The organism is Devosia sp. P3_B2 (assembly GCF_056402875.1).
In genome coordinates this window covers 116,889-140,533 of sequence record NZ_JBFUGO010000001.1, presented here as the reverse complement: position 1 = coordinate 140,533, position 23,645 = coordinate 116,889, and the positions used below count along the sequence as shown (strand labels likewise).

General features: G+C 65.7%; 24 protein-coding genes and 1 tRNA gene. 6 read left to right on the top strand and 19 right to left on the bottom strand.

All coding sequences use genetic code 11. The features are described from left to right. Positions 1-136: 136 nt before the first annotated feature. Positions 137-1,513: an ammonium transporter gene (locus tag AC1DV8_RS00730; protein WP_477148354.1), complete on the bottom strand. Its 1,377-nt coding sequence runs from the start codon at positions 1,511-1,513 to the stop codon at positions 137-139. A gap of 23 nt (positions 1,514-1,536) precedes the next feature. Continuing rightward, on the bottom strand, positions 1,537-1,875 hold the full coding sequence (locus AC1DV8_RS00725) for a P-II family nitrogen regulator (protein WP_055046886.1): 339 nt from the start codon (positions 1,873-1,875) through the stop codon (positions 1,537-1,539). A gap of 287 nt (positions 1,876-2,162) precedes the next feature. Here AC1DV8_RS00725 and AC1DV8_RS00720 point away from each other — a divergent pair, with 287 nt between their 5' ends. Beyond that, positions 2,163-3,380, top strand: a complete 1,218-nt coding sequence (locus AC1DV8_RS00720; protein ID WP_477156113.1) for an FAD-dependent oxidoreductase — start codon at positions 2,163-2,165, stop codon at positions 3,378-3,380. Between the two features lie 3 nt (positions 3,381-3,383). Here AC1DV8_RS00720 and AC1DV8_RS00715 read toward each other — a convergent pair whose 3' ends face one another. The 3 genes from AC1DV8_RS00715 to AC1DV8_RS00705 are packed head-to-tail and all read right to left on the bottom strand — an operon-like array spanning position 3,384 to position 5,267. Beyond that, on the bottom strand, positions 3,384-3,587 hold the full coding sequence (locus AC1DV8_RS00715) for a Trm112 family protein (protein ID WP_477156378.1): 204 nt from the start codon (positions 3,585-3,587) through the stop codon (positions 3,384-3,386). 38 nt (positions 3,588-3,625) lie between these two features. Beyond that, positions 3,626-4,291 (bottom strand): LON peptidase substrate-binding domain-containing protein, encoded by a 666-nt coding sequence (locus tag AC1DV8_RS00710; RefSeq protein WP_477148356.1) that lies wholly within the window; start codon positions 4,289-4,291, stop codon positions 3,626-3,628. A 28-nt stretch (positions 4,292-4,319) separates the two neighbouring features. Beyond that, positions 4,320-5,267 (bottom strand): tetratricopeptide repeat protein, encoded by a 948-nt coding sequence (locus AC1DV8_RS00705; RefSeq protein ID WP_477156112.1) that lies wholly within the window; start codon positions 5,265-5,267, stop codon positions 4,320-4,322. A 212-nt stretch (positions 5,268-5,479) separates the two neighbouring features. Here AC1DV8_RS00705 and AC1DV8_RS00700 point away from each other — a divergent pair. Further along, positions 5,480-5,554, top strand: a tRNA-Gly gene (locus AC1DV8_RS00700). Between the two features lie 102 nt (positions 5,555-5,656). On the opposite strand, the gene AC1DV8_RS00695 is transcribed toward AC1DV8_RS00700, so the two are convergent. The 9 genes from AC1DV8_RS00695 to AC1DV8_RS00655 all read right to left on the bottom strand — a co-directional run bounded on the left by AC1DV8_RS00695 (position 5,657) and on the right by AC1DV8_RS00655 (position 15,665). Next, on the bottom strand, positions 5,657-5,884 hold the full coding sequence (locus tag AC1DV8_RS00695; protein ID WP_477148358.1) for a hypothetical protein: 228 nt from the start codon (positions 5,882-5,884) through the stop codon (positions 5,657-5,659). A gap of 9 nt (positions 5,885-5,893) precedes the next feature. Further along, entirely contained in the window at positions 5,894-7,207 is a 1,314-nt protein-coding gene (locus tag AC1DV8_RS00690; protein ID WP_477156111.1) for an HlyD family type I secretion periplasmic adaptor subunit, read from the bottom strand. Further along, positions 7,200-8,876, bottom strand: coding sequence for a type I secretion system permease/ATPase (locus AC1DV8_RS00685; protein WP_477156110.1), 1,677 nt, complete (start codon positions 8,874-8,876; stop codon positions 7,200-7,202). Before AC1DV8_RS00685 ends, AC1DV8_RS00690 begins: the two co-directional genes overlap by 8 nt. A 65-nt stretch (positions 8,877-8,941) precedes the next feature. Continuing rightward, complete coding sequence (locus AC1DV8_RS00680) at positions 8,942-10,948, bottom strand: M10 family metallopeptidase C-terminal domain-containing protein (protein ID WP_477156109.1); 2,007 nt, start codon at positions 10,946-10,948, stop codon at positions 8,942-8,944. 272 nt (positions 10,949-11,220) lie between these two features. After that, positions 11,221-12,207: an SDR family oxidoreductase gene (locus tag AC1DV8_RS00675; protein WP_477156108.1), complete on the bottom strand. Its 987-nt coding sequence runs from the start codon at positions 12,205-12,207 to the stop codon at positions 11,221-11,223. 90 nt (positions 12,208-12,297) lie between these two features. Then, positions 12,298-13,110, bottom strand: a complete 813-nt coding sequence (locus AC1DV8_RS00670; RefSeq protein WP_477156107.1) for an ABC transporter permease — start codon at positions 13,108-13,110, stop codon at positions 12,298-12,300. Beyond that, complete coding sequence (locus AC1DV8_RS00665; protein WP_477156106.1) at positions 13,101-14,273, bottom strand: type 1 periplasmic-binding domain-containing protein; 1,173 nt, start codon at positions 14,271-14,273, stop codon at positions 13,101-13,103. Before AC1DV8_RS00665 ends, AC1DV8_RS00670 begins: the two co-directional genes overlap by 10 nt. Continuing rightward, the gene (locus AC1DV8_RS00660) at positions 14,266-15,255 is read right to left on the bottom strand and encodes a PQQ-dependent catabolism-associated beta-propeller protein (protein WP_477156105.1); all 990 of its coding nucleotides are present in this window, start codon (positions 15,253-15,255) and stop codon (positions 14,266-14,268) included. The genes AC1DV8_RS00665 and AC1DV8_RS00660 overlap by 8 nt, the downstream gene beginning before the upstream one ends. Next, positions 15,252-15,665 carry a cupredoxin domain-containing protein gene (locus AC1DV8_RS00655; protein ID WP_477156104.1) on the bottom strand — a complete coding sequence of 138 codons (414 nt, stop codon included), beginning with the start codon at positions 15,663-15,665 and terminating at the stop codon, positions 15,252-15,254. The genes AC1DV8_RS00660 and AC1DV8_RS00655 overlap by 4 nt, the downstream gene beginning before the upstream one ends. A 171-nt stretch (positions 15,666-15,836) precedes the next feature. On the opposite strand from AC1DV8_RS00655, the gene AC1DV8_RS00650 reads away from it, so the two are divergent. From AC1DV8_RS00650 to AC1DV8_RS00635, 4 genes are read left to right on the top strand one after another with little or no spacing between them, the layout of a single operon-like run. Further along, positions 15,837-16,832, top strand: a complete 996-nt coding sequence (locus AC1DV8_RS00650) for an ABC transporter substrate-binding protein (protein ID WP_477156103.1) — start codon at positions 15,837-15,839, stop codon at positions 16,830-16,832. Positions 16,833-16,888: 56 nt separating this feature from the next. Next, entirely contained in the window at positions 16,889-17,641 is a 753-nt protein-coding gene (locus tag AC1DV8_RS00645) for an ABC transporter permease (protein ID WP_477156102.1), read from the top strand. Beyond that, positions 17,638-18,375, top strand: coding sequence for an ABC transporter ATP-binding protein (locus AC1DV8_RS00640; RefSeq protein ID WP_477156101.1), 738 nt, complete (start codon positions 17,638-17,640; stop codon positions 18,373-18,375). The genes AC1DV8_RS00645 and AC1DV8_RS00640 overlap by 4 nt, the downstream gene beginning before the upstream one ends. Further along, positions 18,372-19,130 (top strand): ATP-binding cassette domain-containing protein, encoded by a 759-nt coding sequence (locus tag AC1DV8_RS00635; protein ID WP_477156100.1) that lies wholly within the window; start codon positions 18,372-18,374, stop codon positions 19,128-19,130. Before AC1DV8_RS00640 ends, AC1DV8_RS00635 begins: the two co-directional genes overlap by 4 nt. Before the next feature lie 17 nt (positions 19,131-19,147). Here AC1DV8_RS00635 and AC1DV8_RS00630 read toward each other — a convergent pair whose 3' ends face one another. From AC1DV8_RS00630 to AC1DV8_RS00610, 5 genes are all read right to left on the bottom strand, one after another. Then, positions 19,148-19,651: a thermonuclease family protein gene (locus AC1DV8_RS00630; protein ID WP_477156099.1), complete on the bottom strand. Its 504-nt coding sequence runs from the start codon at positions 19,649-19,651 to the stop codon at positions 19,148-19,150. Next, positions 19,648-20,403 (bottom strand): pentapeptide repeat-containing protein, encoded by a 756-nt coding sequence (locus tag AC1DV8_RS00625; protein ID WP_477156098.1) that lies wholly within the window; start codon positions 20,401-20,403, stop codon positions 19,648-19,650. Before AC1DV8_RS00625 ends, AC1DV8_RS00630 begins: the two co-directional genes overlap by 4 nt. A 19-nt stretch (positions 20,404-20,422) precedes the next feature. After that, positions 20,423-21,172: a hypothetical protein gene (locus tag AC1DV8_RS00620; protein WP_477156097.1), complete on the bottom strand. Its 750-nt coding sequence runs from the start codon at positions 21,170-21,172 to the stop codon at positions 20,423-20,425. A gap of 3 nt (positions 21,173-21,175) precedes the next feature. Further along, entirely contained in the window at positions 21,176-21,784 is a 609-nt protein-coding gene (locus AC1DV8_RS00615) for a c-type cytochrome (RefSeq protein WP_477156096.1), read from the bottom strand. 85 nt (positions 21,785-21,869) lie between these two features. Then, positions 21,870-23,618 (bottom strand): outer membrane protein assembly factor BamB family protein, encoded by a 1,749-nt coding sequence (locus AC1DV8_RS00610; protein WP_477156095.1) that lies wholly within the window; start codon positions 23,616-23,618, stop codon positions 21,870-21,872. Between the last annotated feature and the right edge of the window lie 27 nt (positions 23,619-23,645).

Here is a 23,645-nt window from a genome sequence, read left to right as displayed (position 1 = left end):
TGGCGGGCCAAGAGGTACGTGAGCTGCACGCCGCGATCAGCGGGAAGGCAAGAAGGACGGAGAGCCGAGCCGGGCTCGACCCTCCGGCAGTTTCGACGCGGGKGGGAGAGGGAGAGTCCCACCCGCGCCAGAGGTGTTAGTTGTAGGCGTGCTCGCCGTGGCTCGAGATATCGAGACCATCGCTCTCGGCCGACTCGGAGACGCGGGCGCCACCGAACACTGCCTTGACGATCAGCATGGCAACGAACGTCACCACTGCCGACCACACGATGGCGATGACCACTGCGGTAAGCTGGATCACGAACTGCGAGCCGATATTGTAGGCCGCCGGATCGCCCAGTGCGTAGCCGCCGAGCGACGGTGCCGCGACGATCGCAGTGCCGAGCGCACCGATGATGCCACCGATGCCGTGCACGCCGAACACGTCAAGCGCGTCGTCGTACTTGAGCATCGGCTTCAGCGTCACCACTGCCCACAGGCAGACCACACCGGCAACCGCGCCGAGGACGATCGCGCCCATGCTGCCGGCAAAGCCGGCGGCCGGGGTGATCGCCACGAGGCCGGCGACGGCGCCGGAAGCAGCACCGAGCAGCGAGGCATGGCCGCGGGTGAACTTTTCAGCGACGGCCCAGGCGAGAGCCGCAGCGGCCGGGGCCGTGATGGTGTTGAGCAGGGCCTGCGCCGCAAGGCCGGTGGCCTCGAGGTTGGAGCCGGCGTTGAAGCCGAACCAGCCGACCCACAGCAGACAGGCACCGATGAAGGTGAAGGTCAGGTTATGCGGCGGGATCGGTTCCTTGAGGAAGCCGGTACGCGGCCCGAGGACGATCGCGGCGACGAGACCAGCCACACCGGCATTGATGTGAACCACGGTGCCACCGGCGAAGTCATACGCGCCGAGGCCGAACAGGTAGCCGCCGCCGAACCACACCATGTGGGCGATCGGCAGGTACGAGAAGGTGAACCACAGCGCGAGGAACAGCATCACCGCGCCGAACTTCATGCGCTCGGCGAAGGCGCCGACGATCAGCGCCGGAGTGATGGCGGCGAAGGTCAGCTGGAAGACGACGAAGGTAAGCTCCGGAATCTCGATGCCGGCCGAGAAGGTGGCCGACTGAGTGGAGGGCGTCACGCCCGACAGGAACAGCTTCGAGAAGTCACCGATGAAGGCGCTGAGGCCACCGTCGGTCGGTCCGTTGAAGGCGAGCGAGTAGCCGTAGATCACCCACAGCAGGGAGACCATGCAGAAGGCTGCGAACACCTGCATCAGCACGCTGAGCATGTTCTTGGCGCGCACCAGGCCGCCGTAGAACAGGGCGAGGCCGGGGATGGTCATGGCGATCACCAGGATCGTCGACAGCATCATCCAGGTGGTATCGCCCTTGTCGACGGTAGCAACCACTTCGGCCGCTGCCGCAGCCGGGGCGGCTGCATCCTGCGCGAACGCAGGCAGTGCGAGAGCCAGCGAAGCCAACGCCGCCGCTCCCAGGACTTTTGACATCTTCAAGTCTGTCATTGTTGTTTCTCCAGAGAGGTGCGTTAGAGCGCCGCCGCGCCGGTCTCGCCGGTGCGGATGCGGGTCACGGCCAACAGGTCGAGCACAAAAATCTTGCCGTCACCGATGCGGCCCGTCTGGGCGCTCTCGCGAATGGCCGAGACGATGGCGTCGGACTGGGCGTCGTCGACAGCGATCTCGATCTTCAGCTTGGGCAGGAAGTGCACGGCGTATTCGGTGCCGCGGTAGATTTCGGAATGGCCCTTCTGCCGGCCATAGCCTTTGACTTCGGTCACGGTCATGCCGTGCACGTCGAGCGAGTTGAGGGCCTGGCGGACCTCCTCCAGGCGCGACGGTTTGATGATTGCGATCACCAGCTTCATGGATGCCCCTTTCGATACGGTGTTTGGACGGTCTCCAATCGGGACAAACAGACTCAAGTGCCGTGCCAAACTGCCGCCACGATTGCCAAGCTTATGATTTTGTTAAGGAAAGACGCTGCGACTGCACCAATAGCCCGCCTCGCCCTTTCGTCTTGCTCCGCCCCCTGCCTAGAGTTTGTGCAGAATCGTCGCCAATGCTGACACTTTGGGCAGCACTACCGCGGCAAACGAGCCTCTTGCGCGAGCCAGCCTGAAGGTCGACATAGCCGGCAGAGCGGAGTGCATTGATGGCCGACACCAGCTTTGACATCGTGATCGTGGGCGGCGGCCCGGTCGGCCTCACCATGGCGCTGGCGCTGAGCCGCTCGATGAAGGGCCTCCGCGTCGCGCTGCTCGATCGCCGCCCGTTTTCCGCCCCCAAGGACCAGCGCGCCTCGGCCATCGCCGCGGGCGTCCGCCGCATCTTCGTCGAGCTGGGCGTGTGGACCGCCATGGCGATCGGCGCCGAGCCGGTGCGCCAGATGAAGATCACCGATTCCGGCACCGGCGACATCTCCCGCCCGCTCTTTCTCAGCTTCATCGGCGACGTGGCGCCCGGCGAACCCTTCGCCCACCTCGTGCCCAACCAACTGGTCGCCGAAACCCTGCTCGGCGCACTGAGCGACGGCGTCGAGGTCATCGCCCCGGTGGAGATCACCGGCTTCGTCGCCGATGCTGCCACAGCCCGCCTCAGCCTCGCCGATGGCCGCACCATCACCGCCCCGCTGGTCATCGCCTCCGATGGCGCGCAATCGGCGCTGCGCGGCATGGCCGGCATCGAGGTGATCTCGCACGACTACCGCCAGTCGGGCCTTGTCACCACCATCACCCACGAGCTCGACCACGAGGGCACTGCCTACGAGCATTTCCGCCCGGCCGGCCCCTTCGCCAGCCTGCCGCTACCCGGCCGCCGTTCGTCGCTGGTCTGGACCGAGAGCACCAGGCGCGCCGCCGAACTCAAGACCTGGCCGAACGAGCAGATTGCTGCCGAGATCGAAGCGGTGATGGGCTCAAGCCTTGGTCGCGTCACCCTCGAAGAAGGCCTGCAGACCTTCCCGCTGCGGTTGCAGATCGCCAAGAGCTTCGTCGCTCCGCGCCTGGCACTGATCGGCGACGCCGCCCACGTCGTCCACCCGGTCGCGGGCCAGGGCCTCAACCTCGGCTTGAAGGACGTCGCCGCCCTCGCCGAAGTGGTGATCGACGCCATCCGCCTCGGCCAGGACCATGGCACCGCCGATATCCTCGAGCGCTACCAGCACTGGCGCCGCTTCGACACCGCACTCATGGCGATGGTCACCGACGGCATGGTGCGGCTGTTCTCCAACGACGTCGCCCCAGTCCGCGCCCTGCGCGATTTCGGCATGGGGTTGGTCGATCGGCTGCCGCCGGTGAAAGACCTGCTGATCTCCCGAGCCGCCGGCCTCGACCGCAACGGGCCAAAACTGCTGCGCGGGTTGCAGATCTAGCAGCTACCCCAACCGCGGCAAGTTCCGCCCCATATCCCCTTGCTCGATCTCGCGCGCCTCGTCGAGGCTGAGCATCGGCACGCCGTCGCGGATCGGGAAGGCCAGGTGGGCCGCCACCGAGATCAACTCGGTGGCGTCGGCCGATAGCGTCAGCCGGGTCTTGGTCAGCGGGCAGACCAGCATTTCGAGCGTCTTCACATCCACCACGTGGCGGAGGTTGGCTGCTGCTGCCGCCGGCTCCTCGGTCAATTGAGCGGCGAGGCCCGGTTTTCGCCCTTGGCCATCTCGAATTCGGCCATGGCGATCAGCGTCTCGGCCCGGGTTTCGAGCGTATCGGCCTCGAGCAGCGCCTGCTTTTCGGCTGCGCCATAGGGCGAGACCATGGCGCAGAAGTTCACCAGGTCCGCCGTGCCGGTCTTTTCGATCTCGTCCCAGTTGAGGTCGAAATTGCCGAACTCGGCATAGTCGCGCATCATCTTGAGGAAGCGCGGCCGGTCCACCGCCTCTTCCCCGAACTCGCGCTCGAAATCCGAGGCGAAGGCATCGGTCGCGATCATGCCGCGCCGGAACGGCGTCATGGTCGGCATTTCCTTGATCAGCTCGAAGCGGCAGATGCCTTCGAGAATGACGAAGTAGCGGCTGTCCTCGACTTCCTCGAAATGGCTGATCCGCCCCACCGTGCCGATGCGCTGCAGCGGCGCCCGGCCCTTCGGGCTTTCCTCGGACGTGTCGCGCGGCTGGATCAACCCGATCAGCCGGTCGCCCCGGAGCGCATGGTCGATCATCTCGACATAGCGCGGCTCGAAGATATTGAGCGGCCGCCGGGCGTAAGGCAGCAGCAAGGCGCCCGTCAACGGGAACAGCGGCACGCTGGCGGGCAGGTCGGCGGGAGAATTTGGTCGCTTCAACACGGGCGCCTCCTTGGGCGCGATAGTAAGGTCAGCTGAACAGCAACGCCGACAGCAGCCGGCGGCCCTTCAGCGTGGCGGGATCCTTGGGACCCCAGGCTTCGAACAGCTCGAGCAGCTTCTTGCGCGCCCCGTCCTCGTTCCAGGTGCGATCGCGGTGCATCAGCGTCACCAGTGCTTCCGCTGCCTCGAGGCGCTTGCCCTCGGCATTGTATTTCACCGCGAGGTCGAACCGCGCCTGGTGGTCGTCGGGGTTCTTTTCGAGCTGTGCGGCGAGCTCATCGGTTTCGCTGAGCTCCGCTGCCTCGCCGAGCAGCTTCAGCGCCGCGACGGTCGAGTTGTAGTCGTCGCCCTTGCGCTCGGCTTCCGGCATGGTGTCAAGCACCGCCCGCGCCTGATCCGGCTCGCCGGCCGCGAGGAACACCTTGGCCATGCCGACGATCGCCGCCGCGTGATCCGGCTGGTGCTGCAGCACCATGCCGTAGATCTGCGCCGCCTGGTTGAGGTCGCCCACCTTCAGCGCATCGCCCGCGGCCGTCACTGCGTTGGCGATTTCTTCCTCGATCGAGCCTGCCTGCGGCTGGCCCGCCGGGGCGCCCGAGATCACCTTGTCGGCAAAGCGCCGCACTTCGCTCTCCGGGATCGCCCCGAGGAACGCATCGACCGGCCGGCCGCCGGCAAAGGCGAAAACCGCCGGGATCGACTGGATGCCGAGCTGGCCGGCGACGCCCGGATTCTCGTCGATATTGATCTTCACCAGCCGGATCTTGCCGGCCTTCTCGTTGATCACCTTCTCGAGGTTCGGCGTCAGCTGGCGGCACGGGCCGCACCACGGCGCCCAGAAATCCACCAGCACCGGCGCCTCGAGCGAGGCATCGATAACGTCGGCCTTGAACGCCCGATCTGTCGAATCCTTGATCAAAGCGGCGGCCGGAGCAGCAGCGGTGTTGGAGGCCGGATTGAGATCATTGAGGGACATACTGTACTTTTCCTGCCGGGTCGGGGCCGGTGAGAGGCCCGTCTTTCCTTGATTTTCTTGCGCCCCGAAGGGTGTCAGACGCAAGCTTTATCACGGCTTTGACGAGACCAGAATTATGGGTTGCAAACCCGCTTTCGATTGGGCATATAGGCGCGCGGTTCGGCGCTGCCAAGTTCCCACAAGGAGCTAGCATCGTAAAGAGCCGATGGAGTGCGGGTGTAGCTCAGGGGTAGAGCATAACCTTGCCAAGGTTAGGGTCGAGGGTTCGAATCCCTTCGCCCGCTCCAATATCCTCCCTGGATTGCAGGGATGCGACAAAGGCCGGGCCTAGTGCCCGGCCTTTCGCATTTCTGGGGAGCGCTGCCGGAAGCCCGGGTGCGCGGCGACCCTCAGCTGTTTTCCGATGGCTTGGGCAGCGGCTCGGAGTGCATCGGTGTCGGTTCGACGATGACTCGGAACCTGAGTGGCGGCGACCGCCAGTCGAACGGCGTTTCGAGCGGGACGATGCAATGGGTCATGAGGCTCTGCAGGTCGCCGTTGACCACCTCGAACACCATGCCCGGCCGCTCCATGCCGACGCATTCAGTCCAGCGTTGAAAGTCGATCCACTCGCTCATCGCTGTTCCCTAGTCTTCCCGGAAGCTGTGCAACACCTGGTCCATCAGCGGCTTCACCAGATAGGCTAGCACGGTGCGGGTATTGGTTTCGAGGAACGCTTCAGCCGGCATGCCCGGCATCAGCCGCGTCGCCGCCCCTAGGCGCTGGCGCTCGGCTTCCGGCACGCTGACCCTGACTTCGTAGAACATCGCGCCGGTAACCGGGTCGTTGGCCGTGGCCGGCGACACCGACCGCACCGAGCCGTGCAGTTCGGGCGTCGTCGGTGCTTCGAGACCGGTAAATCGCAGCAGCACGTCCTGGCCCACCGATATGTCGTCGACATCGGTGGGGCTGACGCGGACATCGACCAGCAGCTGATCGTTGGCCGGCACGACGAGCATCACCGCCTCGCCGGCGCCGATCACCCCGCCGACGGTCTGCACGATCGACTGGTGGATGATGCCCGAGCGTGGTGCCCGCACCTCCAGCCGCCGCAACCGGTCGTCGGCAGCGATCTGCTTCTGCAGCAATTCCGCGATGTTCGCTTCGAGCGCCTGCAGCTCCTGCAGCACCTCGGAGCGGAAATCGTCCACCACTTGCGCGCCCGCCAGCGCCCGCTCGGCGATCGCCGCCCGCGCGCCGGCGATATCGGTGGAGAGCTTGGCGATGCTGCCCTCGATGGTGGTGCGCTGGCGCCGGTTGGCGTTGGCACGCTCCGAGTCGGTGAGCCCGCTGGCCAGCAACTCTTCAAGCCCGCGCCACTCGTCGCTGAGGATCGCAAGCTCGTCGGTGAGGGCCGCGCGCTGCGCCTGCAGCCCCGCCACCTGTTCCTGCAATTGCGCGCTCTGCTCATCGAGCCGGGATTGCTGGCCGGCAAGCGAGGTCCTTCGCGCTTCGAGCAACCGCTCCTGCGTCTCGAAGGCCTGGTTGAAATCCGGACCCGGCGACCAGCCGGTGGCGGCTGGCCGCTCCATGGTGGCCGTTCCAGCGGCTTCCGCAACCAGCCGCGCGCGGGCGGCGAACGCATTGTCGAGATGCGCCCTGATCACGTCGCGCGACGCCGACACTGCCGTGCCGTCGAGCCGCAGCAGCAGCTGGCCCTCGGTCACCACGTCGCCGTTGTGCACCAGGATTTCGCTGACGATGCCGCCCTCCTGGTGCTGGATGCGCTTGCTGCCGCCCTCCACCACCACGATGCCGCCCGCGACCACCGCTCCGGCAATCTGCGTCGTCGCCGCCCATAGCCCCAGCCCGCCGACCACGGCCACGACGACGGCAAAGCCGACGAGGCCGTGCCGCCCCAGGCTTGCGGAAGCCATGCCTTCGAGCGTTTCGCTAGCCATTGGCCACCGCCACGATGCTGCGGACGTTCGATGCCGGCTGAGTGATCTGGCGCAGCACCTCGTCCTTGGGCCCGAACGCCTGCTGCCGTCCGCCCTTGAGATAGAGCAGCTTATCCGCCGCAGCGATCGCCGCTGGCCGGTGCGCCACGATGATCACCACCGCGCCGCGGGCCTTGGCGGTGCGCACCGCTTCGGTCAGCGCCGCGTCGCCCTCGGCATCGAGGTTGGAGTTGGGCTCGTCCAGCACCAGCAGGAACGGATCGCCGTACAGCGCCCGCGCCAGCCCGATGCGCTGCCGCTGGCCGGCCGACAGGGCGGCGCCGCGCTCGCCGATCTGCGTGTTGTAGCCCTCGGGCAGGCCGGCGATGAGCTCGTGCACCCGCGCCCCATGGGCCGCCGCGAACAGCGCGGCCTCGTCGTCGCCGGCCCGGAACCGTGCGATGTTCTGCGCCACGGTCCCGGCGAACAGCTCCACCTGTTGCGGCAGATAGCCGACGCTGCGGCCGAGTTCATGCGGATCGAAATGGTCGAGTTCCGACCCATCGAGGCGAACCGCGCCGTACAGCACCGGCCAGGCCCCGACCAGCGCGCGCGCCACCGACGACTTGCCCGAACCCGAGAGCCCGAGCACGCCCATCGCCTCGCCGGCGCTCAGATCGAAGGAGATGCCCTCGACAAGCCGCGTCCGCGCGCTGGGTCCGGTCGACAGCTGGTTGACCGCGAGCGAGCGGCGCGGGGCCGGCAAGCTCACGCCGGGCAGCTCGATCCGGGACGCCGCCAGCGCAGCTTTCAGCCTTTGCCAGGCCTGTCGCGCACCGACGAAGCCGCGCCATTGGCCGACAATCTGCTCGACCGGCGCCAGTGCCCGCGACGAGATGATCGACGTTGCAACCATCAGCCCGCCCGAGATTTCGCCGGCGATCACCAGATAGGCGCCAGTCGCCAGCACGCAGGCCTGCAGCAGGAAGCGGGACGCCTTGCTCAGCGACGCGTAGAAGCCGTTCCGGTCGGCGGCCTGCTGCTGGGCCCGCGACAGCTCGCCGCTCGCCACGTCCCAGCGCCGCGCGATCGCCGGCAGCATCCCCATGGCGATGACGCTCTCGGCGCTGGCCCGCGCGTCGTCGGACTGCACCTGCCGCCGCGCCGTCGCCGCAGCGAGTTCGCGCGAGGGCCGCTGCGACATGAACTCGTTGATGACCAGCAGCACCGTCATCACCGACGCGCCAGCGAGCGTTACGCAGCCGAGCACCGGATGGAGCAGGAACACCGTGGCGAGGTAAATCGGCATCCACGGCAGATCCAGCAGCGCCACCGGACCGGAGCTCGAGAGGAATTGCCGGATGTTGTCGAGGTCGCGCACCGGATCGGCCGGCGTTACCGCCTGCACCTGGAGCCTGCCCCTGAGCCCCGCCTCGAAGGCCAGCGGCGAAAGCCGCGCATCGACGAGGCTCGCGAAACGGGCAGACATCCGCGTCCTCAGCGTTTCGATCAGCGCGTAGACGCCGTAGAGCGCCACCACCAGCAGCAGCAACGCCCACAGCGTCGGCAACGAGCGGCTGGGCAGCACCCGGTCATAGACCTGCAGCATGAACAGCGGGCCGACCAGCATGATCAGGTTGGCAAGCAGGCTGACCAGCACGAACGCGGCGAGCGGTCCCGCGGCGCGCACCGATCCCCGCAAAGCCGGGGCCGCACCTGCTGATCGCCCTGACATGGTGTCCGTGGGTCCCATGTCTAGAGGATGAAATCGCCGGCCGCGAGCACCGCCAGGCCTTTGACGGCGATCTGGAAGTCGGCGATGCCGTCCCCGTTGACGTCGCCGGCGACAAGCCCGCCGGTGAAACTGAGCTGGCCCGCCTTCTTGGTGAAGGCACCCGAGCCGATATAGGTGAACGCCTGGTCGCCGGACACGGTGGTGTTGGCGTCGATCGCCCTGAGGTCGATCTTGTCGGTCAACGACAGGAAATCGGTGATCGTATCCCGCCCGGTCATAGGGCTGTCGCTGGTGGCAACGAATATGAAGGTGTCGAACCCCAGCCCGCCGGTGAGGGTGTCGGCGCCCGCATCGCCCTCGAGCTTGTCGTTGCCGATGCCGCCAATCAGGGTGTCGTTGCCGCCGCGCCCCTGGAGCGCATTGGTGCCGCCCATGCCGTTTATGACATTGGCGCCATCGTCCCCCCGCAGCACGTCGTTGAAAGCGCTGCCGGTGAGATTCTCGACAAAGAAGAAGGTGTCCCCCGCCGCCTCTCCGGTGTTGACGCTCGGGGCCATCAGGTCAACAGTCACCCCGGAGACCGACAGTGACAACAGGCTGTTGAGCAATGCCGCGCTGTAGTCCGCCGTGTCGATACCGTTGCCGCCCTCCAGCCGATCGGCACCTGCACCGCCGTTGAGGACGTCGTTGCCGTCACCGCCCACCAGCACGTCATTGCCGGCGCGGCCATTGAGCGTGTCGTTGCCGGCAAAGCCGCCTAGCCCGTTGGCCGCGCTGTCACCTGACAGGCTGTCATCGAAATTGCTGCCGATCACCTGCTCGATCGAGGAGTACGTATCGCCGGTTGCTTCGCCGCCATTGAGCGAGGGGCTCGCGAGATCGACCACGACGCGGGCCGTCGCTTCCAGGTACGACACCGAGTCGAGGCCGTTGCCGCCCTCCATCCGGTCGCCACCGGAGCCGCCATAAAGCAGGTCGTCGCCGTCGCCACCGGTCAGGGAGTCGGCACCGCCATTGCCCCACAGCGTATTGTCGGCGACGTTGCCGACGATGGTGTCATTGCCGGACCCGCCTTCGGCGTTCTCGATGAGCGAGCGCAGGTCGCCATTGTAGAGCAGTGCATTGGCGATGTTGCCGACCGCCAATTTGGAACCGTTGGTGGTCAGCCGCGCCAGTTGCTCGGAGGACGTGGTCGTCCAGGCGCCCGGGTTCAGGTCGATCTTCAGGTTGGTCGAGTAGTTGGAGAGATCATAGGTATCGACACCGCCGCCATCCCACACCGTCATCAGGATACGGTTGCCGCCCGGCGCCCCCTGCCCGACGCCGTTGATCGACATCTGCCCGGTGGTGGGGCTCCAGGTGTAGACCGAGCTGCCGGCGTTGGTGGTGAAATTGGCGCCGTACATGTGCTGGATCGCCGCGATGTCGTACATCATCAGCGTCTGGGCGAAGCCCCAGGTCTCGTTGGTATAGTTCTGCAGCGGCGCCCCGACATAGGAGCGGTAGCTCATCACCGTGTACTCGATCGAGTCCCGGCTCGAGGGCATGTTGTTGTCTTGCGGGTGCTCGAGGCCTAGCGCGTGCCCGATCTCGTGCAGGAACGAGATGTAGGCGTAGTTGCCCTTGACCGGGCTGTTGTAATAGCCGGTCGACTTGTTCATCCACACGTCGCCGCCCGAGGCCGCGGTGCTGGGATAATAGCCCCACGCCGTCGCAGGCAGGTCCGACATGGCCACCCGCAGGTCGCCATGCGTGGTCGAGGACTCCGTGACTTGCGTGAAGGTGAGATTGGCAATCGCCGCATAGGAGGCGAATGCGGCCTTTGCCGCCTGGATCTGGGCCGCGTTCAGGGCACCGAAATTGCTTGAGGGCTCGCCTGAGCTGTAGCTCCCGTAGAATGACGCGCTGGTCGGGAAGCTATAGGTGAGGTTGGACGTGCCCCACTTGTAGTCGCCGAGGATGCCGTCGACATAGGCATTGCCTGATCGCGAAACCGAAGACACGGAAGGCAAGGTCGTTCTCCACATTCGATTCGCCTTTAGCGGAGCGATGTGGAGATTAAGAACCAGTCCCGAGCGATAGGAAAACTTGTTGTACTTTGTACTATATAGGTGAAATGCAATAGTATTGACTACGCAGTTATTCCTATCCGAGTGTGGTGGACACTAGTTACGCCAGTTCATGCCCTTATTTCTTACTGAAACCACGCCACGAACGCTCGAGTGACAAAGGCCGGGCCTAGTGCCCGGCCTTTCGTATCGTCGGCGCCCTACGCACGTTGCCGCCCGCACGAACCAAGCTAGCGCCCCAACGCTGCCTGCTCCGAAGTGATCCGGTCCATCAGCGGATCAAGCTCCGTGTTCACCGGCGCGTTCGACGCCAGCCGCTGCTTCAGGAAGCCGATCGACTCCGCCAGCACCTCGTCGAGATCCTCCGAGCATTTGAAGTCGCCGGCGACGCGCTTCACCTTGGAATTGTCGAACAGCGCCGACCAGGTCTTGTCGCCGATCAGCGGCCCTTCCCAGTCCTTCTTGTAGGCAACCAGCGTGTCCGACGGCACATGCACGATGTCAGGCGTGAGCCCGACGCCGCGGCCGATCGCCACGTAGATGTCGTCCCAGCTATAGGCGCGGTCCGAAGTGATGTGGAAATCCTCGCTCAGCGCCGCGGCCTTGCCGAACAGGTTGACGAACGGCACGGCGAAATCCACCGAACGCGTCAGCGTCCACGGCGATGTGCCGTCACCCGCAACGATCACGGGCTTCCCCTGCTGCATGCGGCGGATGACGATGTCGCCTTCGCCCATCATCGTCGGCAGCCCGGTGCGCACCGTGTGGCTCGGCCGGACGATGGTCCAGGGCAGGTTCTTCGACGCCCTCAGCATCGCTTCCGACGCGATCTTGGCCTGGCTGTAGCCCCAGTAAGGGTTCACGGTCGGGGTCTTCTCGGTGATGATGTAATGCCGCGCCGGCTTCTCGTAGACCGAGGCCGACGAGATGAAGATGTACTGCTTGGTGTTGCCGGCGAAGGTCGCGATATCCTCGGCCATCTGCTCGGGCGTGAACACCATGAACTGCGCCACCACGTCGAACTTCATGCCGCCCAGCGCCCGATAGGTCGCCTGGTCCTTCATGTCGCCGACGATCGAGGTCACCCCCTTGGGCAGCGCCGCATCGCGCTGGCCGCGGTTGAACACGCTGACCTTGTGACCCTCGGCCACCGCACGCTCGACGCAGGGCAGCGAAATCTGCCCGGTACCACCGACGAAAAGAACACTGAGACTCATGAAATCCTCCCTGAAGTATGAGGAGCGTACCTCATCACCCGCTCGCCGCGACTTCAATGCTCCATATGAACGATAATGCACCTGCCAGGATCAGTCCCGCTTCACCTTGCGGATCGCTCCGGCCTGCGGATCGTACCCGCGCGCCGCGAGGAAGAACGCCACGGCGGCGCACCCGGCGACGACGCCGAGCGAGGTGAGGTTCAGCCGCCCGTACATGGCGAAGCGGATCAGCTCCACCGCATGAGTGAAGGGGTTCGCGACGCTGAGCCAGTAGACGATCTCCGCCCCGGACTCGCGCAGCTTCCACAGCGGGTAGAGCGCGGAGGAGAGGAAGAACATCGGGAACACCACGAAGTTCATCATCCCGGCGAAATTCTCGATCTGCGGCGTGTACACCGAGACCAGCAGTCCGATCGAACCCAGCATCAGCCCCGCGAGGATGATCGCCGGGATGGCGGTGAGATAGCCGAAATCCGGCACCCCGTAGCCGACGAGCTTGGCAACGATCAGGAACGCATAGGCCTGCAGCAGCGCCAAAATCGTCGCGCCGGTGATCTTGGCGAACAGCAGGAACCCGCGCGGCAGCGGCGTCACCAGCATCACCCGCATCACCCCGGCCTCGCGGTCATAGACCATCGACAGCGCCGACTGCATGCACTGGAACAGGATGACGATCCCGACCAGCCCCGGCAGTATGTACTCCTGGTACGGCGTATAGGTCTGGTACGGCGGCACGATCGAAACGCCGAGCAGGTCATGCAACCCCGTCGCGAACACGACCAGCCACAGCGCCGGCCGCACCAGCGCCGAGAGCAGCCGCTCGGTCTGTCGCAGGAACTTGGCGATCTCCCGCCAAGTGATGGCGTAGACCCCGAGCCACAGATGCTGAACGCCTACAGACACTTGTGCTCCGGCTCGTCGGTGCCGAGCGTATCGAGCACGTTGGTCTGGTGCAAAAACCCCTCGAGCGGCGCCTCGGCGATCACCGCGTTATGCGTCGCCAAGACGATGGGGAAGCGCATCTGCCCGTCCCACGGCCGGAAGTTCAGTTGCACGCCCTTGGCGCCGTCGATCTTCAGCCGGTTGCCGCGAATGTAGTCCGCGGTCTTCTGGTACTCACCGGTTCGGGCCTTGGCATAGGCCGTGACAATCGCCTTGGCGGCGATCCAGGTCGACCAGTCCTGCCCGGTCATCCGCCGGCCGCCGGTCAGCGTCTCGAAGCGCGAGGTGACCTGCGTCGAGCCATCGCGATCCCAGCTCCACTGCCACTCCGAAGCAACCAGCCCGGTCGAGCCCACCACCAGCCGCGGCAGCTGCGTATCGTACGGCAGGTAGCGCGAGAACTCGCCCTGGTGGTCGGCGACGAACACCACGTCGTAATCGGCATTACCGGTGATCAGCAGCGAGTTGTTCCTCTCGCGGTTTGCCGGGTCGGTGGCGAGGGTGAACTCGCGCTCGTCGACGATATTGAGCCGCTGCCGCTCGGCCGAAGCGCGGAACGCCGCCGCCATCGCCTTGTCGCGCGGCTCAGCGCCGACCAGCATCAGCACCTTGGTCCAGTTGCGTGTGCGCAGCAGCTGCACCATGGCGTCCGACAGCATGCGGTCCGACGCTGCAGTGTGCAGCAGGTTCGGGTAGCACCGCTGGCGCAGATAGTCCTCCGGCGCCGTGGCGTTGAGCAGCGTCACCGGCCACTCGCGCATATGCCCGGCCACCTGGTCCACCAGTTCGGCCGGCAGGTCGAGAATGACGAACTGCTCGCCCGCCTTGACCATGGCGTCGACCTTCGCGACCAGCGAGGCTGCGTCGGTGCCCTCTTGGTGATCCAGCACCACCTGCTGGTCCACCGCGTCCGACACCACCTTCATCTCCGCGACGCCCATCGTCGCCCCGTCGATCGGGTTGCCACCCGGCGCGATCTCGATGCGCGTGTAGACGAGGTCGGGGTGGTAGCGCGGATCGTCCTTAAGCCCGAGATAGCCGATCTTCACTTCGGCAGAAAAGGCGGGGGCGCTTAGGAGCAGCGACGCCGCCAGGGGGAGGAGCCCGAGGAACTGTTTAGTCATCGATCACCACCGAATGCGGCACACGCCCAACCGGTACCGACTGGATCGGCTTCATCGAGGCCATGTCGATCACCGTGATGTCGTCCGACAGCCCGTTGGCCACATAGGCCCGGCTCTCGTCGCGCGAGAGATCCACCGACCACGCGCGCTTGCCAACGAGCACGTACTGCAGCACGTCATGCGTCTTGCCATCGATGATCACGACATGGTTGGCGCGGCCGAGGCTGAGCAGGATCTTCGATCCATCCCTCGTCACCGCCATCCCCACCGGGGTCACGTCTTCCTCGCGGAAGCCGGGCGGCACGAAGATCAGGCTGTCGCCCTTGATCTCGTCGGTGGCCGTATCGATGATGTAGATCTCGCTCGATAGCTCGCAGCTCACCCACAGTTCCGTCCCGTCCGGCGTCAGGATGAAGCGGCGCGGCCGCGTGCCGACAAGGATGTTCTTGGTCACCGCGCCGGTGGTGGTGTCGACCACATGCACCATGTCGGCGACTTCCGAAGTGACATAGGCGGTCTTGCCGCTCGGCATCACCAGCACACCCTCGGGCTCGGCGCCGGTCGGGATGTCCTGGATGGAAACCCGCGTCTCCATGTCGATCGCCTCGAGCCGCGAGTCCTCCTCGTTCGAGACGTAGATGATCTTCTCGTCAGGCGAGAACGCGAACACTTCCGGCGACGGGCCGGTCGGGATCGAGTCCACCACTTCGAGCGTCGCGACATCGATCACATCGATCGCATCATCGTCGCCGCAGGCCACGTAGAGCAAATCCTTGGCCGCGTTGAAGTGCATGTCGCGCGGCCGGCGCGAGGTGGGAATGCGCTTGATCACCGCCAGCGATTGGTCCAGCACCACCACTTCGTTGCCCTTCTCCGTGGACACGAAGATGTTGCCCGTCCCCTTGGCGAGGACCCGCGGCACGGCGCTCGACGCCAGCAATGCCGTCGCCGTCGCGACGAATGTGCGTCGGGTGAACCTCATTTGACGATGAACTTCCCGTTCAGCCCGCGGTTCTCGTAGCCCGGGACATAGATCTCGTACTCACCCGGCCGGATCGGCACGAACGAGATGTTGAAGGTGCCGGCATTGTCGAACTCCACCGAATAGAGCCCGTAGCTCTTCACCTCGAGGTCGTTGACGACGATCTGGTTGATCCACGAATTGCGGAACAGCTCCGGCGCCACCACCGAGATTTCCTCGTTGCCGTCGGAGGTGATGTCGAGCTGGTAGTACTTGCCGGTTTCGAGCTCCCACACGTCCTGCGAAAACTTCAGGTCCACCGTGTTGATCTCGAGCGTCAGGTCTGTGCCGTTCGCCGCGAGGTTGCCTTCGGCTTGCGCCGCGCAGGCCAGCATCAGTACGGCAGCAGCAGCTGCAAAAATCGTCTTCATTATGCGGGTTCCAATAGGCGGTTTTCGATCAGCGGTATCGCAATTCACAATCCGCTTTCCGCCCGAGCGCGCCCACCCCGCCAACCGCAATACATGATATAGCCAAGCCCAATGTCCGCGGGTGCTAGCGCTGGACCCACCACGAAAAACACGCGTTCCCTGGGAGGGACCATGCGCAATATTCTTCAGGCCGTTCTGCTGGGTTTGACCCTGGCGATCGGCTTCGTTTCCGGTGCCTTCGCCCAGCACGGCGAGCCGGAAAAACTGTCGCTCGGCGTGCAGGCCACCGGCACGGTGAAATGGGAGCTGGCCGCCATGCAGGCGCTCGGCCTCGACAAGAAGCACCACCTAGCGCTCGACATCCGCGATGTCGCTGACAGCAAGGCCGGCCAGATCGCGCTGCAAGCCAAGGAAGTCGACGTCATCCTGTCCGATTTCGTCTGGGTCTCGATCCAGCGCCACCAGGGCAACATGGTCACCATGGTGCCGCACTCGCTGACCGTCGGCGGCCTCGTCGTCGATCCGGCCGCCGGCATTGCCACGGTCGCTGACTTGAAGGGCAAGACCCTCGCCGTCTCCGGTAGCCCGGTCGACAAGAGCTACGTGATCCTCGCCGCCTATTACAACAAGCTCACCGGCGGCAACCTCACCGAGGACGCTTCGGCCAAGTTCGGTGCGCCCCCGCTGGTCAACGAGCTGATCACCGGCGGCCAGGCCCAGGCGGCGCTCAACCTGTGGAACTGGAACTCGCGCGCCAAGCTCGCGGGGAAGACCGAGCTGATCTCGGTCGCCGCCATGCTCGCCGATCTCGGCGTCTCCGAAACTCCGCCGCTGCTCGGCTGGGCCTTCTTCGACGAGACCGGCCGCGAGAAGAAAGCCGCCATCAAGGGCTTCCTCGACGCCAGCTTCGAAACCAAGAACGCGCTGCTCACCGACGACGCGCTGTGGGACAAGATCCGCGACGTGATGAATGTCGGCGATGACGACGCGCTGTTCACCCAGCTGCGCGACGATTATCGTCGTGGCATCGTCACCAAATACGCGGCCTCGAGCATGAAGCCGGCCGAGGAATCCTTCGCCGTGATGGCCAAGTTCGGCGGCCCCGATGTCGTCGGGGATTCGACCGAACTGGCCGACGGCACCTTCTGGAAGGGCTATCGCAAATAGCCGTTGAACTGCGCGACAGTAGCATCGCAGCCGTAACCAATGGGCGGCAGCGGCGCGTGACCAGGCGGGGCGTTCCCCTCGAACTGATCAGCCTGCTGCTGCTTTTGGCCGGCTGGCAGGTCCTCTCGATGCTGTTCCCGTCGCGCCTGTTCCCCTCGCCCATCGAGGTCGGGGCACACGTCTGGACGCTTGCCACTACGGGCAAGCTCCTGCCCGATCTCGGCAAGACCCTCACCCGCGCCATCACCGCCTTCGTCATCGCCATGGCGCTCGGCACCGCCATCGGCATCGCGCTCGGCCGCTCGCGCGTCGCCGACCGGCTGTTCTCCACCTGGGTGGTGGTCGGGCTCAATATCCCGGCCATTGTCATCGCCATCGTGCTCTACATCTGGCTCGGCCTCACCGAGTTCGCGCTGATTCTCGCCGTGGTGCTCAACAAGCTGCCGCTGGTCATTGCCACCATCCGCGAGGGCGTGCGCAGCTTCGATCCCGCCTATGACGATCTCGGCCGCGCCTTCCGCATGCCGTTCCTGCGACAGCTGCGCCTGATCGCCGTGCCGCAGCTGATGCCGTTCGTCCTCGCCGCGGCGCGCACCGGACTCAGCCTGATCTGGAAGATCGTCCTAGTCTTCGAGGTGCTGGGCTCCGATGGCGGCGTCGGCTTCCGCATCTCTGTGTTCTTCCAGTTCTTCGACATCAAGGGCATCTTCGCCTACACCACCGCCTTCATCCTCGTGGTCTTCGTCTTCGAGTACCTGATCCTCCGCCCGCTCGAAGCGCGGGTGCTGAAGTGGCGGCAGGTGCGATGACCGGCCCCCGTCTCGACATCGCCGTGGAAGGCAAGCGTTTCGACTTCCTGCCCGAACCGCTGCTCGAGCGCTTCAACCTCACGGTCGAGCCTTCCTCCATCGTGGCACTGGTCGGCCCCAGCGGCGTCGGCAAATCCACCCTGCTGCGCATGGTCGGCGGCATCGACACGCTGTTCTCCGGCACCGTGCTGGTCGACGGCGTCCCCGCCGCCGAAGCCCCGCCTGCCGGTTTCGTGTTCCAGGACGCACGCCTCCTGCCTTGGCTCAGTGCCCTCGAAAACATCCGTGCCGTCCGCCTCGAAACCACCATTGCCGAAGCCACCGAGATGCTGCGCAACGTCGGCCTAGCCGGCTTCGAGCACCACTATCCGCACGAACTCTCCGGCGGCATGCAGCGCCGCGTCGCGCTGGCCCGCGCCTTCTCGGTCAACCCGCGCCTGCTGCTGCTCGACGAGCCCTTCGTCTCACTCGACCGCACGTTGGTGCGCGAGATGGAGCAGGTGCTGTCCGCGCTCATCGACGCCAGCCGCCCCACCGTGCTGCTCGTCACCCACCTGCCCGAGGATGCCGCGATGCTGGCCGACCGCGCGATCGTGCTCACCGGCCGCCCCGCCCGCATCGCCGCCGACCATCGCTTCGACATCCCGCGCGGCCGCCGCACCCGTGAGCAGCGCGAACAGATCGCCAACCAGATCGCCGCCTCCGCCGGGACAGACGAGAAGGCCTTCGGATGACGGCCCCCGTCCTCGCGCTCAGCGACATCAGTAAGTCCTACGGCAGCAACGAAGCGCTGAAGGGCGTGTCACTGGACATCACCCCCGGCGAGATCGTCGGCTTGCTCGGCCCCAACGGCGCCGGCAAATCCACCCTGTTCCAGATCTGCTCGGGCCTGTTCTCGCCCGATGGCGGCGAGGTCCAGCTGTTCGGCCTGAGCTACCAGGACCAGGCGTCCGCGATCCTCAAACGCCTCGGCGTCGTCTTCCAGTCGCGCTCGCTCGATCTCGACATGAGTGTCCGCGCCAACCTCAAATTCCACGGCAACCTGTTCGGCCTTTCCGGCAAGCTGCTGAAGGACCGCATCGACGCCGCAGCGTCACTGTTCGAAGTCACCGACCTCATCGACAAGCCGGTCCGCACCCTCTCCGGCGGCAACCAGCGCCGCATCGAAATCCTCCGCGCCCTGCTCAACCTGCCCGACCTCCTGCTGATGGACGAGCCCTCCGTCGGCCTCGACCCAACCACGCGAAAACTCCTCGGCCAGCACATCCGCGCCGTCCGCGACCAGCACCAGGTCTCGATCCTCTGGGCCACCCACCTGGTCGAAGAAGTCGAACACGCCGACCGCATCGCGCTCATCGTCGCAGGGAAGATCATCCGCGTGGGCACGCCGGCCGAGATCATGGCGGCGGCCGGGACGGAAACGCTGACGGATGCATATATTGCGCTGACCGGGGCAAAGCCGGCCGCCGCGACCGCCGCTGCGGACTAGGCGCCGCCCTCCGAGCGTCACCGATAATTCCGAGGATCCGTCTTCCTGAACTCCCACGGCGCGTCGACCTTGGCCCCAGCCTGGAACACCCCAATCGCCGCGACCCTTGCTTCCTCTTCCTGCGCCACGTAGTCCGGCCCCTGCTCCCCATACGCCCGCGCCATCCCGAGCCGCACCAGCTCCGCGCCAATATCCCTGCCTGCGGACGTGCACACGCCATACCGCCGGTTGAACTTGTCCGGCTCGCCCGGCTGCAGCGTGCAACTCGCCTCACCCGAAGCTAGCAGCTCGCCCAGCGCCTGCCGTGCTGCGCCGTAGCAGTCCCACAGCAGATCGCCCACGAAGCACTTCTGCGGCCGCTCCGGCGCATCCACCGCCCAAAGGATCACCCGCTGCTTCTCCACCATGATGATGTCGGCGTCGACCACCTTGGCGGCCCCCGTCACCACCTCCTGCGCCACCGCGCCGGACACCGCCAGCGTCATCGCCACCACGGCGAGGCCTAGTTTCGTGCGTATCATTCAGGCCCCTGCACCCGCCCATCGGGCAGGATATTGCGTGTGAAAGTGCTGCCGGTGAACTGCTCGAGCTTTAGCTTGGCGCGCGTGAAGCGATTATCGCTCAACACCGCGCCGGCGAAATCAGCATTGTTGAGCTCGGCCCCGTAGAAGTCGGTCAGCGAAATCGTCGCCGCCTTGAAGCTCGCTCCCGGCGCGCTCGCCTGCAGGAAGCCAGCACTGGTGATCGTGGTCTCGTCGAACTTGGTCCGCCCCACGCTGGCCTTCTCGAGATTGGTCCGCTCCATCGAAGCTCCCGTGAGGTTGGCATTATTGAGCCGCACCTCCTTCATAACAGACCAGTCGAGATCAGCCCCGCTGAGGTCCGCGCCGGTCAGCCGCGCATGCTGCATGCGCGTCGCCGTCAGGTCCGCCTTCGCCATCTTGGCGCCCGACAGCTGCGCCTCATAGAACATCGCGTCCTTGAAATGCCCGCCGCTGAGATCAGCGCTGCCGAGGTCGGCGAGATTGAAGTTCGCCCCCTCCGCGTTCACCCCCGATAGGTTGGCACCCCTCAGGTTGGCCCGATGAAACGTCGTCCCGCTGAGATTGGCCCCCGAGAGGTCGACCCCTGCAAGGTTGACCTTCTTGAAGCTCTCGTTGCTCAGGTCACAGCCCCGGCATTCGGTCCGGGTCCCGCTCTTCAGGTCCTCCACCGGCCCGGCCGTCGCCGCGCCCGGCAACAGCGCCAGCAGCACGAACAGCCCTATCCTCATCGTCATCCTCCCAGCGGCCCTAGCGGACCGGCGTCGTGTCCGGCTCATACGGCTTCTGCACCACCTCCAGCCGGGTCGCCGACTGGAAGTAGTTCTTGTTGATCTTCTGCGTTTCGAGACTGATCGAGGTCTGGCCCTTCTTGCGGAAATACGTGGCTTCGAGCCGCATTCGCGCATCGCCCTCCGGGCTGACGGCGGTGCAGATCTCGTGCACGAACACCTTGCCCACCGGCAGCTGTCCATCGGTCGGCTTGAGGTTGTCGCAGCTCTGCGCCCAGCGCCCGTAGCGCGACTTGAGGTTGCGCGCCAGCGTCACCGCCACCCGCCGCTCGCGGTCGGCGGCGCGCTCGTCGGTGACGATGCGGATGCCGCGGGCGATCCCCCCGCCGTCGATCAGCACCGAATAGACCACCGGATGCGCATAGATCGACGTGCCGCCCTGCATCACGCGGTACTCCGCTTCCAACGCCCTCGCGATGTAGTCGGCCTCGTCGTCATTGGTGAAAAACACCTCGTGCAGCCCCGACGGCTCCGCCGGGCATTTCTCGAACTCCGAGAAATCCCTGAGCGGCGTCGAGGGCGGCCCGCCATTGGTGCCGCAGGCGATCTCGGCGATCTCCTGCGGCGGCACCTGGCTGATAGGCTCGCCGAACTTGATGTCCCAGATCGTGTACTTGGGCACGAGGTTCACGTCGAACTGCGCCAGCGCCGGCGTCACCGCCAGCGCCATCAGCACCCCGATCGAGAGCAGCGGCAGGCCGATCCGCATCGCCTACTTCTTCAAAAAGGCGCAGGCCTTCTCGGCCGAAGCGCCGAAGTAGAACGCACAGTCCTCGTACGTCGCCTTGGGCTTCCCCTGGATGTGGGTCTGGATGTAGGCGACGAGGCTGATGATGTCCTCCTTCTTGAGCGACTTGCCCTTGTGCGGCATCTGTCCCTCTTCGAAGTCGGCCTTGGTCATGCCGTAGCAGCGGTCGTCCTTGTAGGCCTGCGCATCGTGGTAGGGCATCGGCGTGCCCGGAATGCCGCAGCTGATGATTTCGATGAACCCCTGCGCATCGAGGCCGGATTCGCGCAGCAGTGCCGCGGCGCCTTCCGAGCGCGGGTTCTTGCCCAGCCCGTTGCCGTCCCAGCCGTGGCACGAGACGCAGTTGCCACCCTTGCTGCCATAAACCACGACGCCGCGGTTGATATCGGCGCCAGCCAGCAGCGGATCAAGCGCGACAGCGGCGGCATCGGTCGCCGGCGCTTCGGCGGGTGCGGCAGTCTCGGCTGCCGGGGCATTGGCCGGCGGCTGCGCGGCATGCAGCGCCAGCGGCGTGATGGCGACGAGGCCCGCCGCGACGAGCAGCGCCAGGGATTTGCGGTTGAGGAGCGACATCTGAGGAACTCTTCTTTCTTCAATGAGCTGTGCCGGGCGGTCGGAACCGCCCGGCATCGTTAGGTTTGCGGTCGCGGGCTCGCTCTCAGAGCGCGAACACGTAGAGGACGTTGGCCGCCGGCCGGTTGGCGAGCTCGGGATACCCGAAGGTGGTGACGGCACTGCCGCCGGCCGCGATCGCGATGTATTCCTTGTCGCCGACCTTGAAGGCGATCGGCGGGGCGCTGAACGTGCCGCCCACGTTGATCGACCACTTCTGCTCCAGCGTCTTCGCGTCATAGGCACCGAACGTGCCGTCCATCTCGCCGGTCCAAACGAGGCCCGGAGTGGTCATCACGCCGGCATAGTTCGGATAGGGACGATCGATCTTGGCGACCTGCTTGCCGGTGGTGACGTCGAACGCAAATATCGCGCCGGTCTGGGCACCCGACGCCGCCGCCGCACCGCCCGCGAAGGTCGAATTGCCGGGCGCCACGTCTTCCGGAGCCTTGGCTTCGACGGTCAGGTCGGAACAACCTTCGATGCCGGCGCCGTAGGCGATGTTGCTGGTCGAATCGACAGCCGGCGGCCAGAAGTTCATGCCGCCCTGGATGTTCGGGCAGGTGTTCACCGTCTCGCCGCCACGACGCATCGTGCCGTTGGCATAGACCTGCAAAGGCTTCGACGCATCGTACTCAACCGGCTTGCCGGTCTTAGGGTCGATCCCCTTGGTCCAGTTCAGCTTGCTGACATAGGGGTTCGCCGCGATGAACGAGCCGTTGGTGCGGTCGAGCGTGTAGAAGATGCCGTTGCGGCCGAAATGCGCCAGGACCTTGCGGTCCTCGCCTTCCACCTTGGCATCGACGAGCAGCTGGGCGCCGACTTCGTCATAGTCCATGTAGTCGCCCGGGGTGTACTGGAAGTGCCACTTCAGCGCGCCGGTATCGGCGTCGAGCGCCACGGTCGAGTTGGAGTAGAGGTTGTCGCCCGGACGATACTCCGGATCGTACATCGGCACCGGGTTGCCCGTGCCCCAATAGGTGGTGTTGCTGGCTTCGTCATAGGAACCCGTCACCCACGCCGCCGCGCCGCCGGTCTTCCAGCAGTCGGGGTTGCCCGACTGGTCGCAGAGCCAGGTTTCCGAACCCGGCTGGCCTGGCTCCGGCACAGTGTAGAACCGCCAGACCTCTTCGCCGGTCTTGGCATCGAGTGCCGCAACCCAGCCGCGCGTTGCCCAGTCGCCATAGGATTGCCCGACGAGGATCTTGTCCTTGACCACCAGCGGCGCGTTGGTGAAGCCTTCGCCCGGCTCCTTGCCGACCTGCTGGTCCCACACCACGTCGCCGGTCTCGTCGTCGAACGCCATGACACGGCCGTCGTTGAGCGCGGTGATCACCAGGTTGTCGACCAGCGCCAGGCCGCGCGAGGCGAGGAGGATGGCGCGGCTCGGGTCCTTGTCGACGCCGGTATCGCCGACCCACACGGTCTTGCCGGTTTTGCCGTCCGACGCGTCGATCTTGTAAGGCGTGCCCCACGGGTCCGAGATGTAGAGGAAGCCGTCCTTGGCGAGCGGGGTCGCTTCCATCGAGCCGGCGCCGAAGCCGGCGGGCTCCGAGCCGCCGAGTGGCACCGCAAAGGCCAGCTTCAGGCCCGAAACGTTGTCTGCGGTGATTTCGCTCAGCGGCGAGAAGCGGTGCGCGTCATAGGTGCGGTGCACCATCAGCCAGTTGCCGGCCTCCGCCTCGCTGCCCGCGGCAGAAAGCCGCTCGGCGGTCACATCCGCCGCAATTGTCAGGCCCGGCAGTGCCAGCATGCTGCCGGCCAACATGGCGGCCAGAAGGTGTTTTAGGCGCATAGTCTCCCCCTCTTCAAGGATCAGTTC